Origin of the sequence: Alteromonas nitratireducens (genome assembly GCF_040812025.1) — a bacterium.
In the GTDB taxonomy this organism is placed as follows: domain Bacteria; phylum Pseudomonadota; class Gammaproteobacteria; order Enterobacterales; family Alteromonadaceae; genus Alteromonas; species Alteromonas nitratireducens.
Genome location: NZ_JBFNPK010000002.1, coordinates 205,459 through 219,287 on the forward strand (window position 1 = coordinate 205,459; position 13,829 = coordinate 219,287).

The following is a 13,829-nucleotide window of genomic DNA, read 5'->3' on the forward strand; positions in this document are numbered from 1 at the left end:
TTACCGGACGGGCAACAGCAACAGGCAGTAGGTAGCAGGATGTTATGATTTCAGATATCGGATATGGACTAAACAGTGTTGCCTACCTGGTTTTATTACTGCTGCTGTTTACGGTCCGCAAGGCCGGGCTGGCAAAACACCTGCTGTTGCTTGCCACCCTGGCTACGCTGGCATGGTCGTTAGGGCTCATTAATGCGCTGTTCGGCTCGCTGACTGTAGACCGCTTGCTGATACTGGACGCGTCGAAACAACTTATCTGGCTGTTGTTTATTGCCAGCTGTCTCAAGGACGATTTCCAGGATATCTGGCAGGTATTGCGACGTCCCGCGACGGTCATGATCCTGCTCCCCCCGGTTATTGCACTCCTGTTGCCACAGTTTGTTGCGCTCGATAACACCTGGCGCTTTCTGTTCCAGACCGTGCTCGCACTGGAAGTACTCATTCTGCTTGAGGTGCTGTATCGCCAGGCAGGGGAAAATCAGTGGCCCTATAAACCGCTGGTCCTCTATCTTGGGGCGACCCATCTTTTTGAATTTGTCACTTACGCCAATGCCACCATGGTCAGTCAGGTTCCGCCACTTTATATTGCGGCGCGGGGCTATATTTATGTCGCCATGATGCCACTGCTGGTAATGGCAATACGGCGAATTAAACACTGGGGCGTGGATATTTTTATTTCACGGGACGTGGTGTTGCACAGCTCGCTGCTGCTGGTGGCCGGCGGCTACCTGTTTCTGATGGCCGTTGTCGGTTACGCCGTTAATCTGACAGAAGGGAGTTGGGGCGCAACGGTACAGATTATTCTGGTGGTGCTGTCGCTGGCGCTGCTGGCAACACTGTTTTTGTCGAATGCGTTCAGAACCCGTTGTAAGGTGTTTATCACCAAACATTTTTTTGCCAACCAGTATGATTACCGGGTGGAATGGGTCAAGCTGACCAAAGCCCTGTCGCTGACCAGCAGCGATGATGCGACCGTCTACCGGTGTGCGCTGAACGGTATGTTAGGCGCTGTAAACTACAAGTCGGGCCGCCTTATAAAAATGGTGAACGATGACGCTGAACTGGTGGCACGTGAGCAGGCATCACCACTTAATGACGATGAAGAGGCCGTGCTCGGAGACCTGACTGCGTACTGCCAGAAGACGGGCTGGCTCGTCGATATCGATGAGTACCAGATAACCCCGTTTAACTACAACGGGCTTCAGCTTAATCGCGATGCACTCAAACGCTGTGAATTCCAGTTGGTTATTCCGCTGTTTCAGAATGAAAAAATCTGGGGACTGGCGTTGCTGGCCGCCGCTGGTGCAGAACATGTGAAACTGGACTGGGAAGTGCGCGATTACCTGAATGCCGTACGCGATCAGGTAGGGAATTTTATTTTTCACCATGAAGCGGCTGAGGCGGTTGCGGAAAATGCGCAGTTTGCGGCGTTCAGCAGAATGTCCGCCTTCGTACTGCATGATCTGAAGAACGTGCTTGCACAGATTGATCTGATTCTGGCCAATGCCGAGCAGCACAAAGACAATCCTGAATTTATCGACGACACCTTCGAAACGCTGCGTCACACCAAGGCCCGGATGGACAAGATGCTACGCCAGCTGAGTGACAAAAATATGGAAGAGCGGGGCGAGGATGCGGCATACCTGTTGTCCGTGCTTGCCCGGAAAGTTATCGAAACCCGCTGTCAGCAGTATAAGCCCGCGCCGGTTGTCCATCTGGTCGAAGAGTCTGAAGTGGTGGTCGACCCCGAAAAACTGTCTAATGTGCTGTATCACCTTATCAGCAACGCACAGCAGGCAACGCCGGACGACGGCAGCGTCGAAATTGTACTGATGAAAGATCACGTGCATAACCGCCAGCTGGTGCTGATTGAGGATACCGGCTGCGGAATGGATGAAACGTTTATTGAACAACGCCTGTTTACACCGTTCGATACCACGAAGGGCAATGCGGGGATGGGCATAGGCGCTTACGATGCCAAGAATTACATGACATCAATTGGTGGTAAGCTCAGTGTTCAGAGTCAACCGGGTAAGGGCAGCTGTTTTACGCTGGCTTTTCCCCTCGATTAATCATAATAATAACCTGTATCACGGGTAGTAAGGACGGGGACAATGACCGATACAGTACTCATCATTGATGATGATTTGGGTATTCAGAAGCAGCTGAAGTGGAGCCTGACAGATTTTGAACTGGCATTTGCCGATGATCGCACCTCCGCAATTGCGCAACTGCGCCGTCACGAACCCCGGGTGGTGACCCTGGATCTTGGGTTGCCGCCGGATCCTGCCAATGCGTCTGAGGGGCTGGCAACGCTGGAAGAAATTTTGTCGCTGGCGCCAAATACCAAGGTGATAGTGGTTACCGGCAATAACGACAAACAGAATGCGCTCAAAGCGATAGAAATGGGGGCCTACGACTTCTACCAGAAGCCGATTGACTCCGATACCATCAAACTGCTGGTTCAGCGCGCGCAAAACCTGGCGCAACTGGAACATGAAAACCGCATTCTGGCGAAACGTCGTTCGGGCATGGCACGCATTGTCGGTAACAGTGAGGCCATCCAGGCGGTTGTGCGCAGAGCAGAAAAAATTGCCGGTACCGATATCAGCACGCTGTTGCTGGGAGAGAGTGGCACGGGTAAAGAGGTTTTTGCTCGCAGCATTCATGAACACAGTCCCCGTAAAGACAAGCCTTTTGTGGCTATCAACTGTGCCTCTATTCCGGAAAACCTGCTGGAAAGTGAATTATTCGGCTACGAAAAAGGCGCATTCACCGGGGCCAACAAAACCACGCTGGGTAAAATTGAAACAGCACAGGGAGGCACGCTGTTTCTCGATGAAATTGGTGACATGCCGATTGGACTTCAGGCCAAGATGCTGCGATTTTTACAGGAGCGCGTGATAGAGCGCGTTGGTGGCCGCACAGAAATTCCGGTGGATATCCGCGTGATTTGTGCGACGCACAGGAACCTGCAGGATATGGTAGCCAGTGAAACGTTCCGGGAAGACCTCTACTACCGGATTGGTGAGATCCCTATTCATATCCCGCCACTGCGTGAGCGCGACCAGGACATCATCCTGCTGGCCAAAACCTTTTTGAATATGTATCGCGAAGAGTTCAACGCCAAGGTGAAAACCTTCTCTGAAGGGGCGGTACGCGCGATGCTTGCACATAACTGGCCGGGTAACATCCGCGAGATGCAGAACAAACTGAAATCGGCTGTGATCATGGCGGAGGGGACGGTAGTGCAGGCTGATGACCTTGGCCTGCGTGAAGTAGAAGCAAGTGACGAACCGGAAACGTTCAACCTGCGGGAAGTCAGGGAACTGGCCGAGAGCCGGGCTATCCGTAAGGCGTTTATTACTGCAGAGAAAAACATCTCCAAAACGGCAGAATTACTGGGTGTAACCCGACCTACGCTTTATTCACTCATCGATAAGTATCATCTTGAGGATATCAAGACAGGGGCGTAATGCCTCTGTCACAGTGCCGCGCAGGCCGTTCGGGTTTGCGTGGTCAGTGTGTTGTGTCCATAAAAGCGTGCGGTCAGGCTGGCCGTGCCAGCGTCGTCAAGCGTATACAGCGGATCAGCACACTGGCTGCAGATAACATAACGCTCGCCGGGCGCCCCATCCAGACAGTGCAGTTCACCGATATCAGCATCCACTGTCAACGCCTGGCTGTCCGCATAAAGCACAAAGGTAGCCTGTTCGGCAATGGTAACGTCAGACAATGGGCGCATGTCTGACGACGCTCCGTGATGGCATAAGGTGCTGCAATGAGTATCTTCTATCCAGACAGTTACCGCGCCGCAGGCGCACTGGCGTTTAAACATGCGTTTCTCCCTGTGTCTTATTATTGCTATCTTCATCAGGCCAGTGAATGCCAGCCAGATTATTCAGTGAGGTGACGACCATTGCCTGGCGCTTCAGCATAGCGGACAGTCTGGTGTTAGCGCCAATCGCCTCGCCCTGGGTGTCGATATCGGTAAGGCCGACATAGTTATCGCGCCCGGACGATTTGGCGGCATAGAGGCAAAAATCGATCACCGAAAATACTGCGTTCCAGTCATGCTCAAAAGGGTAATGCCGGTCAAGCGGCAACGGTGCCAGACCGATGCTGCAGGTCGCTTTGCAATGTCTGTTGTCACCAAGATCAAAGGTACATGCCCTGACTTCGCTCAGAAGACGCCTCGCCAGGGTTTGCATGGTACCGCGTTGTCCATGGCGGCAAATGACCAGAAACTCCTCACCACCCCAACGGATCATCAAGTCATGCTGTCGAAAAACGCCGCGAATAATGTCGGCGAACTGCACCAGAAAGCGATCGCCAGCCAGGTGTCCGTAGGTATCGTTAATCGCTTTAAAATGGTCAATATCAATTAAAAAACAGAGAAGGTCGGCATCGCCGGCGTGGTCCTTATCCAGTGCGTACGTATGCTGGCAACGCTTGATTTCACCCGGTAACTGGGATTCCAGGTAATGGCGGTTAAACAGGCCGGTTAAGGGATCACGCAGGCTGGCTTTCTCAAGTGAATGATAGGCCTGTTCGAGTTCCTCGTTCTTGGTTTTGAGTTCCAGTGTGCGGCGGTTGACTTCACGCTGCAGTGTGATTGTCAACTGGCGTTCCTTAAAGCGGCTCCATAACAAAAACAACACCAGTAGAAATGCAATTGCGCCGCCAAGCAGCATAGAGGTCTGCAGGTTACGTTCTCTGGCTTTTGCCAGTGAGATCGCCCGATCTTTTTTGAGCATTTCAATTGATGTCGCCTGACGGCTAAGTTCAATTTCAGTCTGGATATCCTGCAGCGACATCGCATGATTGCTGGTCTCTATTTCGCGCTGGACCGCGACACGTTGTTCGAGGGCGTAAAGGGCCAGTGCGTATTGCCCACGTTGTTTAAAGGCATCTACCAGCACGCTCAGCAGTTGCAGTTGTACGCCCAGTTCCTGCCTGTCTGACGCCTGTGTTAATCCGGCTCGCGCATGTGATATCGCCGTATCCGGATCGTTCAGCGACAGGTATGACTGAGCAATGGCCAGGTGGATATGGGTTACAAGTGGAGGTTCGCCGGTCTTACGTACGTTGATAAGCGCCTGGTTCAGCCGGTTTAAGCCCGCATCCGCATCGCCGGTTGCCAGTTCCAGTCTGGCCAGCACCACGTTGGCCTGTTCTTTATCCAGCGTCGCATCCAGTCTGGAAAACTGCGAGATGGCCTTCTCAAGGTGGGATTTTGCCTCGCTGTAACGCTGCATCTGAAGATAGAGTTCACCGAGCTTGCGATTGGTTTTCGCGGTCTGGGCAGTAAATGCAGCCTGCTGATTAATCGCAAGCGCATCATTCAGAATGACCAGGGCGCTTTCATCATCACCGATTTCCATATAGATATCGCCAATGTGTGACAGGCAGCGACTGATAGCGCCAACTTGGCCATTTTCGCGCAGAATATCCAATGCGTCCCTGAGTGACTGAAGTGCATTGTCATACTGACCAACTGCTTTATACACCAGCCCGATAGCCATGGTCTGACGCGCCATCCCAACATCATCGTCGAGTGAGATATACAGATCTTTTGCGCGACGCAGATAGTCAAAGGCCTGCTGATATCGTCCGCGATAGCGGTAGTTCTCGCCAATACTCGCGAGCACCCGGGTAAGTTGTGGCAATTGTTGTAGCTGAGTGTATTGTGCCAGCGCGTTGTTGTAAGCAAGAAACGCCTGCTCATAGAGATTTTGCTCATCCAGTATCTGGCCCAATTGCTCGTAGGCAATTGCCATCGCGACCGGGTTGTCATCCTGACGAGCCTCCTCCAGCAGTCTGATAGCGGTGGCTTTCGCGGTATTCAGATCACCCTTTTGTCGCTGTCCGATAATGAGCTGGTAGGTGCTGTGCTGTTGCGTGGTAAGGGCGTCGCCGGACACGTCCTGTGCTGTGACGTAAGCAGGCAGGCTGATGCAGAGCAAAAAACAAAGCACGCCCATGCCAGGAGATAGCATGACTCTGACGCCGAAAAGCGGCCAGCGGCCAGTGGTGACGTTATGGTACCGACGCATGCAGAAGGTTTTCACAGTCCCTGCCTTGTTGCTCACTGACCCAAATCCGAATCAGTCGTGACCGTGATATACCGGTTTGTTCGGACAACGATGTCAACGCCCGAATGGTGTCATCGCTGAGAGTAAAGGTTGCCCTGCGCATCGCTGATGTTGCATCGGCGCAATGGTGTTCGCGCGCTGGCAGTGCCTGGCCGATAGCGGACTGCGTGCAGGGTGGACGCTGCGTCTGCCCCGTCGCATAGCGCAGCGCATCATCAATAAATGTGTCGACAGAAACCCGGCGTGCGCTAACTGACGGCGTGGATTTTCTGAGACTCAGCAGGCTCATAAGACTCTCCCTTACCTCTGGCGAGCAGTTCTTCGATAATACTGCGGATCTCAAGCGCGGCCTTACCGTCCGGCTCACTTTCTATCACCGACTGGCCGGACTCTTCCGAGTCATCGTACATGTTACGGCTGAATGTCACGGAATTGAGAACGGGAATGTCGAAGGAACGGCAGACTTCTTTGGCTTCCAGGATCCGATTCGCCAGACTGGGCAGAGAAGGACACTGGGTGATAACAAAGGCGGCATTCATGCCCGGGTTGACCATTTTGCAGGTCGACAGGATGTCTTCCATGTGGCCAACCGTTTTCAGATCGCGGCGTTTGGGGCGCAGGGGGATGAGGATATGGTCGGCCACCGCCATTGACGAGCGTAACGCCAGGTTGTCCTGACCGCCGCAGTCAATCACCACATAATCGTAATACTGCCGGAGGCTGAGCAGCTCATTACGAATTTTTCCATAGAGCTGAACACAGTTTATGTCGGGGAGCGCCTCGTTACTTTTGCGTTCCTGGATCCAGTCTGAGGTCGTGCGCTGAGGATCGCAGTCAACCATCAGTACCGAAGCCTGCCTTTCGGTGCGCAGATAAACGGCGATGTTTTGTGCCAGACAGCTTTTTCCGCTGCCGCCTTTTTCTCCACCAACAAGAATAATCATAATGCCGTCCTCAACCTCTCACTGTCCATAATCCGGGTTACCGGTCGTTGTTGATAAAAGCACACAAAAGGAAAAAATACCGTGGTGATGAGGCATCACCACCGGTGGCCCACAGACCATGCTTTCACGCTGGTTTATGGACGAATTGAATTTTCCTTCTCATGTTGTCATGTCTGCCGGTTGCAGCGGGAGACTGGCTACCCGGAGAGCATCACCACCACTTCATCCTAGTAATCCGTCATCGGGGTGTCGGCATCGGGAATAATATTAACGGATGAAAATTCATACGTTTTGTCAGGGAGGCATGAATCACGACTGGCTCTGGCACAACCGGACCGCTTTCTTTATGATCGCGCCTGGTGCGAAAGTTCGTTTCGCAGTCGGTCGCTATGTTTTAAAGAGGTGTCGTTGTGCGAATTATTACCCTGGTCAGCCTGTGTTTCCTGTTGCTTCCATCGTCGTTATTGGCCGCTACGCTGTCAGAGGCAGAATCGGCATTCAGGCAACTTTATGAGACCGAGTTCGGGCAACTGACACGCTGCACAAAAACCTCCCTTAACCGCACAGCGGTATGTGCCGACGTGTTACGTAATGAAGGCAATGCACCGTTTATCCTGCATCACGGTAAAGCCACTGACAGGGTCGCCGTGCTGGTCCATGGGCTGAGTGATTCTCCCTTTTATCTGCGTGAAATTGCCCGGGTTTTACATGACAAGGGCTTTACCGTGATAGTGCCTTTGCTGCCAGGACATGGTCTCAGAGATGCCGATGAGGATATGAAAGACAGTGAGCTTGCAGCCCGCTGGCAGGCCCATGTCAGCGATGTCATGGCAATAGCGACCTCACTGTCAGACCAGGTGGTGGCCGGTGGCTTTTCCGCGGGTGGCACGCTTGTTGTTAACCACTACCTTAATCATCCTGACGATATTGACGGTATTTTGTTGTTTTCCGGTGCGCTGGCGTTATCGGATAATGCCGAGGGCATGGCGGGAATTTGGGGAATAAAGTGGCTGGCACGGCTTGTTGATGGTGACTATGTCTCGCATGGCCCTAACCCCTATAAATACCCGTCTGTCGCTGGCTATGCCGGGCTGCAGCTGATGGACATGATTAGTGGGATCAGAGCGAAGTTTGAAGAGGGGAAGCAGATAACGGTACCGGTGTTTGTGGCGCATTCAGCGGCAGACTTCACCACCCCTCTGCATGGCGTCGAGACGCTGCTTGCCCACAGTGAAGGCCGCAATGTGTCGTTTATTGTTGACGCATCCTATGCACTTTGTCATGCCGACCTGGTGGTAAATACGCTTTTGTTGCATGACATGGGGCTGAATAAGTCGCTGTACAATACATCGGAACCCTGCGCGATGCCCCAGGCTAACCCCCTGTTCGGGCAGATGATCATGATGTTGCAGAGTTTTCTGGACAGTAACCTGTAACACACGGGCAACCAGCGTATGCTGGCTGCCGACGCCGAACCTTAGTGAGCGTCTGCGTATGCCTCAACCTGCGACCATACGCGTAATACGTTGCCGCTCAGGATCTTTTCAATGTCGTTACGCTGATAGCCTCTGTCCAGCAAACCCTGCACCAGGTTCGGGAAAGCCGATACGTCTTTCAGTCCGGTTGGCAGTGAATCGCCGACACCGTCAAAATCCGAACCAATACCGACATGGTCGATGCCTGCGACCTCGACCACATGATCGATATGATCAAGCACCTGGCTCAGGCTGGAATAGGGGTAAGGGTTGGTTTCACGGTACTGCTTTTCAAATGCCTCAAGTGCCTTTTCATCATCCCCGTTTTTTTTGATAAACGCGTTGCGGGCCTGGGTGAGCCCGTTGCGCCACTCGCGTGCTTCACGACTGACAAACCCTGAGCCAAAGTTAATCATGATCACGCCGCCGTTATCCGCGAGTGCTTTGAGCATGTCGTCATTCATGTTGCGCTCGAAACCCGGGGTAAACCGCCGTAACGAGGAGTGAGACGCGATGACCGGGGTTTTGGTCAGTGCAATCACCTGATAAAACGCATCATCAGACACATGTGATATGTCGATTAGCATGCCGATGTTGTTCATCTCTGTAACCAGCTGTTTACCAAACGGACTCAGGCCTTTCCACTGACGACGAAGATCGTAGGACGAGTCGGAGATATGATTCGACTGAGAATGGGCCAGCGTGATGTAGCGAATGCCGCGGTCATAGAAGGTTTTCAGATTATCCAGACTGCCCTGAATGGGCGAACCGTTTTCCATGCCCATTGGCAGGGAAATCAGGCCTTTCTCAAACTGTGCTTTTACATCTGCCACCGAACGGGCAATCGCAAACTTATCCGGCGCTCGGGAAACAATGGCTTCAACCGAATCAATCAGGGTATGTGCGAGCTGGGTTGAGGCTGGCGAGTTGTCGAGACTGGCCGGTACATAAATTGACATAAAGGGCGCGTTCAGTCCGCCCGCTTTAGCGCGGGGGTAATCAAAATCGCCATCCTCCGTCGCGTTTGTCACGTCTACCCACTTTTCATTAACACGATAAGGAACATCAATATGTCCGTCGACAATGATGGTGTCCTGCGCAATTGTCATTGCCTGATCTGACACAGCGGCCTGTAACGGTGACGTAAACAGCAGCGCTGCTGACAGTGCCAGACTGAGTGAAGTAAATGAGCGGGGCATATTCATAAAAATGGATTCCTCAATAGGTTAAGCCATGAGAGTGGTATAAACGTCAAGGGTTACAGCCTACGCAAATGCACAATTAACGACAATGCCTGCGTGAAAAAATACGGTGTAAGGCAAGCGGTTAGGCGTAGTTGCCGACAGAGTTGGCGTTCGGGCGTGACTTGTTCGCGCAAATACGGGATACTGCGTGCCGCGCCGGAATTTCTTCCCCGGCCTGTGTTGTTAACCTGTGGAACTGAAGTATTCTGAGTTGACATCCGACATCGCGATTCCAACTGTTGACGCATGTGCAGGTGAAACCCTTACTCTTCTTCCACACAAAAAAATAAATATGAGAAAGTATTATGGCGATCAACTACGTACCGCTTGATAAAGAAAAACATAAAGATCTAAAAATCGCGGTCCAAAACTCTTTTAAATACGCCGGTGGCACTCACCTGGCAGCAGCTTCTATCAGAGAATTCGCACAATTGGGCAGCTGTATGCCAATTGTTTTCATTCAGGATCCTAAGGCGGAGCGTTACCACGTTGTCGCTATGCTGGGTATGGAAGCAAACCAGAATATGTATATCGAAGGTGACAAATGGAAAGCGCCGCATGTTCCAATGAACATCCTGCGTTATCCGTTTGATGTGCGTCCTGACGGCGATAAGCTGGGCGTATTCATCGATGAGAACTGTGACATGTTCGGTGATGAGGGCGAGCGTCTGTTCACTGAATCCGGTGAACCATCAGAATTCCTGCAAAACCGTCAGAACCTGTTGGGCGAGCTTGCGAACAGTGAAATGGTAACCAAGCGCTTCGTAGAGAAAGTGGTAGAACTGGACCTGCTGGATCCTATTCAGATTCGTCTGACTTATGTTGACGGCAGCGCCCGCAACGTCACTGGTATGTTCAGCATCAATGAAAGAAAGCTGCTTGAACTGTCTGACGAGGTGGTGCTGGAACTGCACAAAAACGGTTTCCTGGGTGCAATGTATGCACTGATGTTGTCACTGGGTCAGCTCAACCGTTTGGTTGAATTGTCTAACAGCACGGACAAGCCAATTCAGAATATGCAGCTGAGTGCAGCTAATGCTGCTGCACAGGAGCAGGCTGCCGCACAGTAATGCGAGCGCTTCTGTCCTGAAAAAAGCGATGGCTCTGCCATCGCTTTTTTTATTCATATTCCGTTAAGTTTCCATACGTTACCCTTCGTCAGGTCGTTAAACGGTAGCGCCTTGTGACGCTACCCCATTTCTTCAAGGAAGACATTGTATGAACAAAGCCATTATCTTTTTATCGCTATTATCGGCCGGCGCAATCGCTGCCCCCCGACATGAGGTGAATGTGGGCTTTAGTGATCTCAAAGATCAGAATGATAATTTTATTGGTGTGCAATACCGCCATTACCTGCAGGAGCTTGATGCTGATAACAGCGCCTGGTTGATTGCGCCGTATCTTCAGCGTGTATCAAGTGTCTCCGGGCAGTACTTTACCGTGAATAACACACACCTCTATAACCTTGGGGCTACCTGGTATGCGGATAGCCAGTGGATGGTGTCAGCTGATGTCACCTATGTGGATTATGACGAAAACCTTGGTGATCGGGATGACAAGGCACTGGATGTAAAAGTCGGTTATAACGTCAACCGTCAGTGGCAATTTGGTGCAGGTGCATTTTACCAGCGTGATGAGGTCAGCTATACCACCTTTGACGGGCAGGTAGACTATTCCGATAACGAAGTTTCGCCTGGTATCTTTGCGCGTTACACCCAACTGGACAATGGCCAGGGCTGGGACGTTGGTGCTGAGGTGACGGTGGGTGACAGGGAATCACTTGAGCTTAGCAGCCGGTATTTCTTCTCGCCACGGGTTAGTGCGGGCGCAACTTACACCCACGTCAACGGCTCACGCGGGACAGATCAGGATGTACTGGAGCTGGATGTTGATTACTGGTTTGCCAACGGGTTCTCCCTGCGCGCCGGTCTCGGGGTCGAACTCGGCGACAACGACGGCCTGGGATCTGCAACACTGCTGGCAACCTACCGCTTTTAATCACATGGTGACTATCCGGCAGCGTCCGCTGCCGGTAATGTCAGGACGCAGTGCTGTCTCTGCTCACCGTTAATTTCACTGATTCTGATTTTTCCGCATTTTCTTTTCTTCGCTTTCCTGACGGTTTTTGATCCTAAATTCAGCGACTTCTCATCAACACCTGTTTATATAAACAGTGTTTAAGCCAGTAATGACGCGGGTTTGACGACCTTTTTTGCTTGACAGTGGGGATCGATGGTACCTAAACTGTCAAACAGTGGGTAAAAGTGGCAAATTGTGGATCAAGTCATCAACGTTTTGCAGACCAAGCACTCAAACAACAAGAAAAGCAAAAATAATAAAAGGCTAGGGGAATGTTCCGCGGCGCTAATGCAATCAATCTGGATACAAAAGGGAGACTGGCTATACCTACCCGGTATCGTCAAAGCCTGCTGGATGATTGTGACGGACAGCTGGTCTGCACGGTAGATACACAACAAAGTTGTTTGCTGCTTTACCCACTTCCCGAATGGGAAGAAATTGAATTAAAACTCAGTAAATTTTCGAGTATGGTGCCGGCTGAACGCCGTATGCAACGCCTGCTGTTGGGTTATGCCACAGAGGGTGAAATGGATAAAAGCGGCCGTATTCTCATTCCACCACCATTGCGTCAGCATGCCGGACTGTCAAAAGAGGTTATGCTGGTCGGTCAGTTAAATAAATTTGAAATCTGGGATGCGGCTGTCTGGGCAGAGCAGATTGAAGCTGATATGGAAACCGAACGCACCGGTAACTTCGAACTCACTGAACGTCTGCAGGATTTCTCGCTATGACGCAGACGGCCTTCAAACACACCTCTGTCCTTCTTCAGGAGTGTGTTGATGCACTCGACATCCGTCCTGATGGCCTCTATGTAGACGCCACGTTTGGTCGTGGTGGCCATAGCCGCGCGATTCTTGATGCGCTGGGCCCCAACGGAAGACTGATTGCGTTTGATCGTGATCCTCAGGCAATTGCGTCAGCTAACGCACTCGCTGATGATGCCCGCTTTCAGATCATTCATGCGCCGTTCGCCGATATGGCGACAGAACTGGCTGACCGTGATCTGGCCGGCTGCATTGATGGGGTACTGATGGATTTAGGGGTGTCGTCACCGCAACTGGATGACGCTGAACGTGGTTTCAGTTTTTTGCGGGATGGCCCACTTGATATGCGCATGGATACCACGCGAGGGATGAGCGCAGCCGAATGGCTGGCGAATGCGGAAGAGCAGGATATTGCCCAGGTCATCAAAGAGTTCGGTGAAGAAAAATTTGGTAAGCGTATCGCGCATGCCATTGTCAGTACCCGTGCGCACACACCCATTGCCCGAACAGCACAGCTCGCCAGCATTATTGACGATGCGGTGCCGGTTAAAGACAAATTTAAGCACCCGGCAACACGTGCCTTTCAGGGGATCCGGATTTACATCAACGCGGAGCTCGACCAATTGCGCGACGGACTGAAAGCCGCGGTATCGGTACTAAAGCCAGGTGGTCGGCTTGCCGTCATTTCATTCCATTCGCTGGAAGATCGTCTGGTAAAACGGTTTATTCGTGAACAGAGCCGGGGCAAGGCGATACCCCATAATTTGCCGGTGACCCAGGCAGAAATAGACGCAGACAAGGTACTCAAAGCAATTGGTAAGGCAATCAAACCTACGCAGGAGGAAATAGCGCACAATGTGCGTGCCCGCAGCTCAGTACTCAGGGTGGCCGAAAAGTTATGAGTGCCGGCAAGAGTAAGACAACCAGCTTTAGCTTATTGCTAATCCTGGTCTCCGATTTAACCCGCAACAAGCTGCGGGTTTTGTTGTATTTAATGGTTATGGGGAGTGCCATGGCAGTCACCCTGAGCACCCACCACAATCGTCAGCAGATCATCGCGCTGGAAGACCTGATGGAAGAGAAAGACCAGCTCGATGTGGAGTGGCGAAACCTGGTGCTTGAACAGCGTGCGTTAACCGAGCACAACCGAATTGAAACCCTGGTTCAGAAACAGCTGGATATGCACCGCCCTCAGGCTGATGAAGAAGTGGTGGTAAGGCTGAAATGA

Annotated in this window: 13 protein-coding genes; 8 read left to right on the plus strand and 5 right to left on the minus strand. The window is 51.9% G+C overall.

The window, feature by feature from the left end; genetic code table 11:
- The first annotated feature begins 44 nt into the window (after nt 1-44).
- Together prsK and prsR are read left to right on the plus strand one after the other, a co-directional pair.
- On the plus strand, nt 45-2,072 hold the full coding sequence (gene prsK, locus AB1N33_RS03520) for an XrtA/PEP-CTERM system histidine kinase PrsK (RefSeq protein WP_411270156.1): 2,028 nt from the start codon (nt 45-47) through the stop codon (nt 2,070-2,072).
- Between the two features lie 42 nt (nt 2,073-2,114).
- Entirely contained in the window at nt 2,115-3,476 is a 1,362-nt protein-coding gene (gene prsR / locus AB1N33_RS03525) for a PEP-CTERM-box response regulator transcription factor (RefSeq protein ID WP_411270157.1), read from the plus strand.
- 8 nt (nt 3,477-3,484) lie between these two features.
- Here prsR and AB1N33_RS03530 read toward each other — a convergent pair whose 3' ends face one another.
- The 4 genes from AB1N33_RS03530 to AB1N33_RS03545 are packed head-to-tail and all read right to left on the minus strand — an operon-like array spanning nt 3,485 to nt 7,039.
- Nucleotides 3,485-3,838, minus strand: a complete 354-nt coding sequence (locus tag AB1N33_RS03530; protein WP_411270158.1) for a hypothetical protein — start codon at nt 3,836-3,838, stop codon at nt 3,485-3,487.
- The gene (locus tag AB1N33_RS03535) at nt 3,831-5,999 is read right to left on the minus strand and encodes a tetratricopeptide repeat-containing diguanylate cyclase (protein ID WP_411270159.1); all 2,169 of its coding nucleotides are present in this window, start codon (nt 5,997-5,999) and stop codon (nt 3,831-3,833) included. The genes AB1N33_RS03530 and AB1N33_RS03535 overlap by 8 nt, the downstream gene beginning before the upstream one ends.
- Nucleotides 6,000-6,039: 40 nt before the next feature.
- Nucleotides 6,040-6,384 (minus strand): ribbon-helix-helix domain-containing protein, encoded by a 345-nt coding sequence (locus AB1N33_RS03540; protein ID WP_411270160.1) that lies wholly within the window; start codon nt 6,382-6,384, stop codon nt 6,040-6,042.
- Entirely contained in the window at nt 6,344-7,039 is a 696-nt protein-coding gene (locus AB1N33_RS03545; protein ID WP_411270161.1) for an AAA family ATPase, read from the minus strand. Before AB1N33_RS03545 ends, AB1N33_RS03540 begins: the two co-directional genes overlap by 41 nt.
- A gap of 410 nt (nt 7,040-7,449) precedes the next feature.
- Here AB1N33_RS03545 and AB1N33_RS03550 point away from each other — a divergent pair, with 410 nt between their 5' ends.
- On the plus strand, nt 7,450-8,475 hold the full coding sequence (locus tag AB1N33_RS03550) for an alpha/beta hydrolase (protein ID WP_411270162.1): 1,026 nt from the start codon (nt 7,450-7,452) through the stop codon (nt 8,473-8,475).
- Between the two features lie 41 nt (nt 8,476-8,516).
- On the opposite strand, the gene AB1N33_RS03555 is transcribed toward AB1N33_RS03550, so the two are convergent.
- On the minus strand, nt 8,517-9,713 hold the full coding sequence (locus tag AB1N33_RS03555; protein ID WP_411270225.1) for a dipeptidase: 1,197 nt from the start codon (nt 9,711-9,713) through the stop codon (nt 8,517-8,519).
- A gap of 350 nt (nt 9,714-10,063) precedes the next feature.
- Here AB1N33_RS03555 and AB1N33_RS03560 point away from each other — a divergent pair, with 350 nt between their 5' ends.
- From AB1N33_RS03560 to ftsL, 5 genes are all read left to right on the plus strand, one after another.
- On the plus strand, nt 10,064-10,828 hold the full coding sequence (locus AB1N33_RS03560) for a SapC family protein (protein ID WP_411270163.1): 765 nt from the start codon (nt 10,064-10,066) through the stop codon (nt 10,826-10,828).
- 148 nt (nt 10,829-10,976) lie between these two features.
- Nucleotides 10,977-11,756 carry a hypothetical protein gene (locus AB1N33_RS03565; protein WP_411270164.1) on the plus strand — a complete coding sequence of 260 codons (780 nt, stop codon included), beginning with the start codon at nt 10,977-10,979 and terminating at the stop codon, nt 11,754-11,756.
- 353 nt (nt 11,757-12,109) lie between these two features.
- Nucleotides 12,110-12,568, plus strand: a complete 459-nt coding sequence (gene mraZ, locus AB1N33_RS03570; RefSeq protein WP_411270165.1) for a division/cell wall cluster transcriptional repressor MraZ — start codon at nt 12,110-12,112, stop codon at nt 12,566-12,568.
- Entirely contained in the window at nt 12,565-13,503 is a 939-nt protein-coding gene (rsmH, locus tag AB1N33_RS03575; protein WP_411270166.1) for a 16S rRNA (cytosine(1402)-N(4))-methyltransferase RsmH, read from the plus strand. Before mraZ ends, rsmH begins: the two co-directional genes overlap by 4 nt.
- The gene (ftsL, locus tag AB1N33_RS03580) at nt 13,500-13,829 is read left to right on the plus strand and encodes a cell division protein FtsL (protein WP_411270167.1); all 330 of its coding nucleotides are present in this window, start codon (nt 13,500-13,502) and stop codon (nt 13,827-13,829) included. The genes rsmH and ftsL overlap by 4 nt, the downstream gene beginning before the upstream one ends.

Excerpts from the sequence above, each read along its gene's own strand:
- AB1N33_RS03555 (WP_411270225.1), bottom strand. The coding sequence starts at position 9,713 with ATGCCCCGCTCATTTACTTCACTCAGTCTGGCACTGTCAGCAGCGCTG.
- AB1N33_RS03560 (WP_411270163.1), top strand. The coding sequence starts at position 10,064 with ATGGCGATCAACTACGTACCGCTTGATAAAGAAAAACATAAAGATCTA.
- AB1N33_RS03540 (WP_411270160.1), bottom strand. The coding sequence starts at position 6,384 with ATGAGCCTGCTGAGTCTCAGAAAATCCACGCCGTCAGTTAGCGCACGC.
- AB1N33_RS03545 (WP_411270161.1), bottom strand. The coding sequence starts at position 7,039 with ATGATTATTCTTGTTGGTGGAGAAAAAGGCGGCAGCGGAAAAAGCTGT.
- prsR (WP_411270157.1), top strand. The coding sequence starts at position 2,115 with ATGACCGATACAGTACTCATCATTGATGATGATTTGGGTATTCAGAAG.
- rsmH (WP_411270166.1), top strand. The coding sequence starts at position 12,565 with ATGACGCAGACGGCCTTCAAACACACCTCTGTCCTTCTTCAGGAGTGT.
- ftsL (WP_411270167.1), top strand. The coding sequence starts at position 13,500 with ATGAGTGCCGGCAAGAGTAAGACAACCAGCTTTAGCTTATTGCTAATC.
- AB1N33_RS03535 (WP_411270159.1), bottom strand. The coding sequence starts at position 5,999 with ATGCTATCTCCTGGCATGGGCGTGCTTTGTTTTTTGCTCTGCATCAGC.
- AB1N33_RS03530 (WP_411270158.1), bottom strand. The coding sequence starts at position 3,838 with ATGTTTAAACGCCAGTGCGCCTGCGGCGCGGTAACTGTCTGGATAGAA.
- AB1N33_RS03565 (WP_411270164.1), top strand. The coding sequence starts at position 10,977 with ATGAACAAAGCCATTATCTTTTTATCGCTATTATCGGCCGGCGCAATC.
- prsK (WP_411270156.1), top strand. The coding sequence starts at position 45 with ATGATTTCAGATATCGGATATGGACTAAACAGTGTTGCCTACCTGGTT.
- mraZ (WP_411270165.1), top strand. The coding sequence starts at position 12,110 with ATGTTCCGCGGCGCTAATGCAATCAATCTGGATACAAAAGGGAGACTG.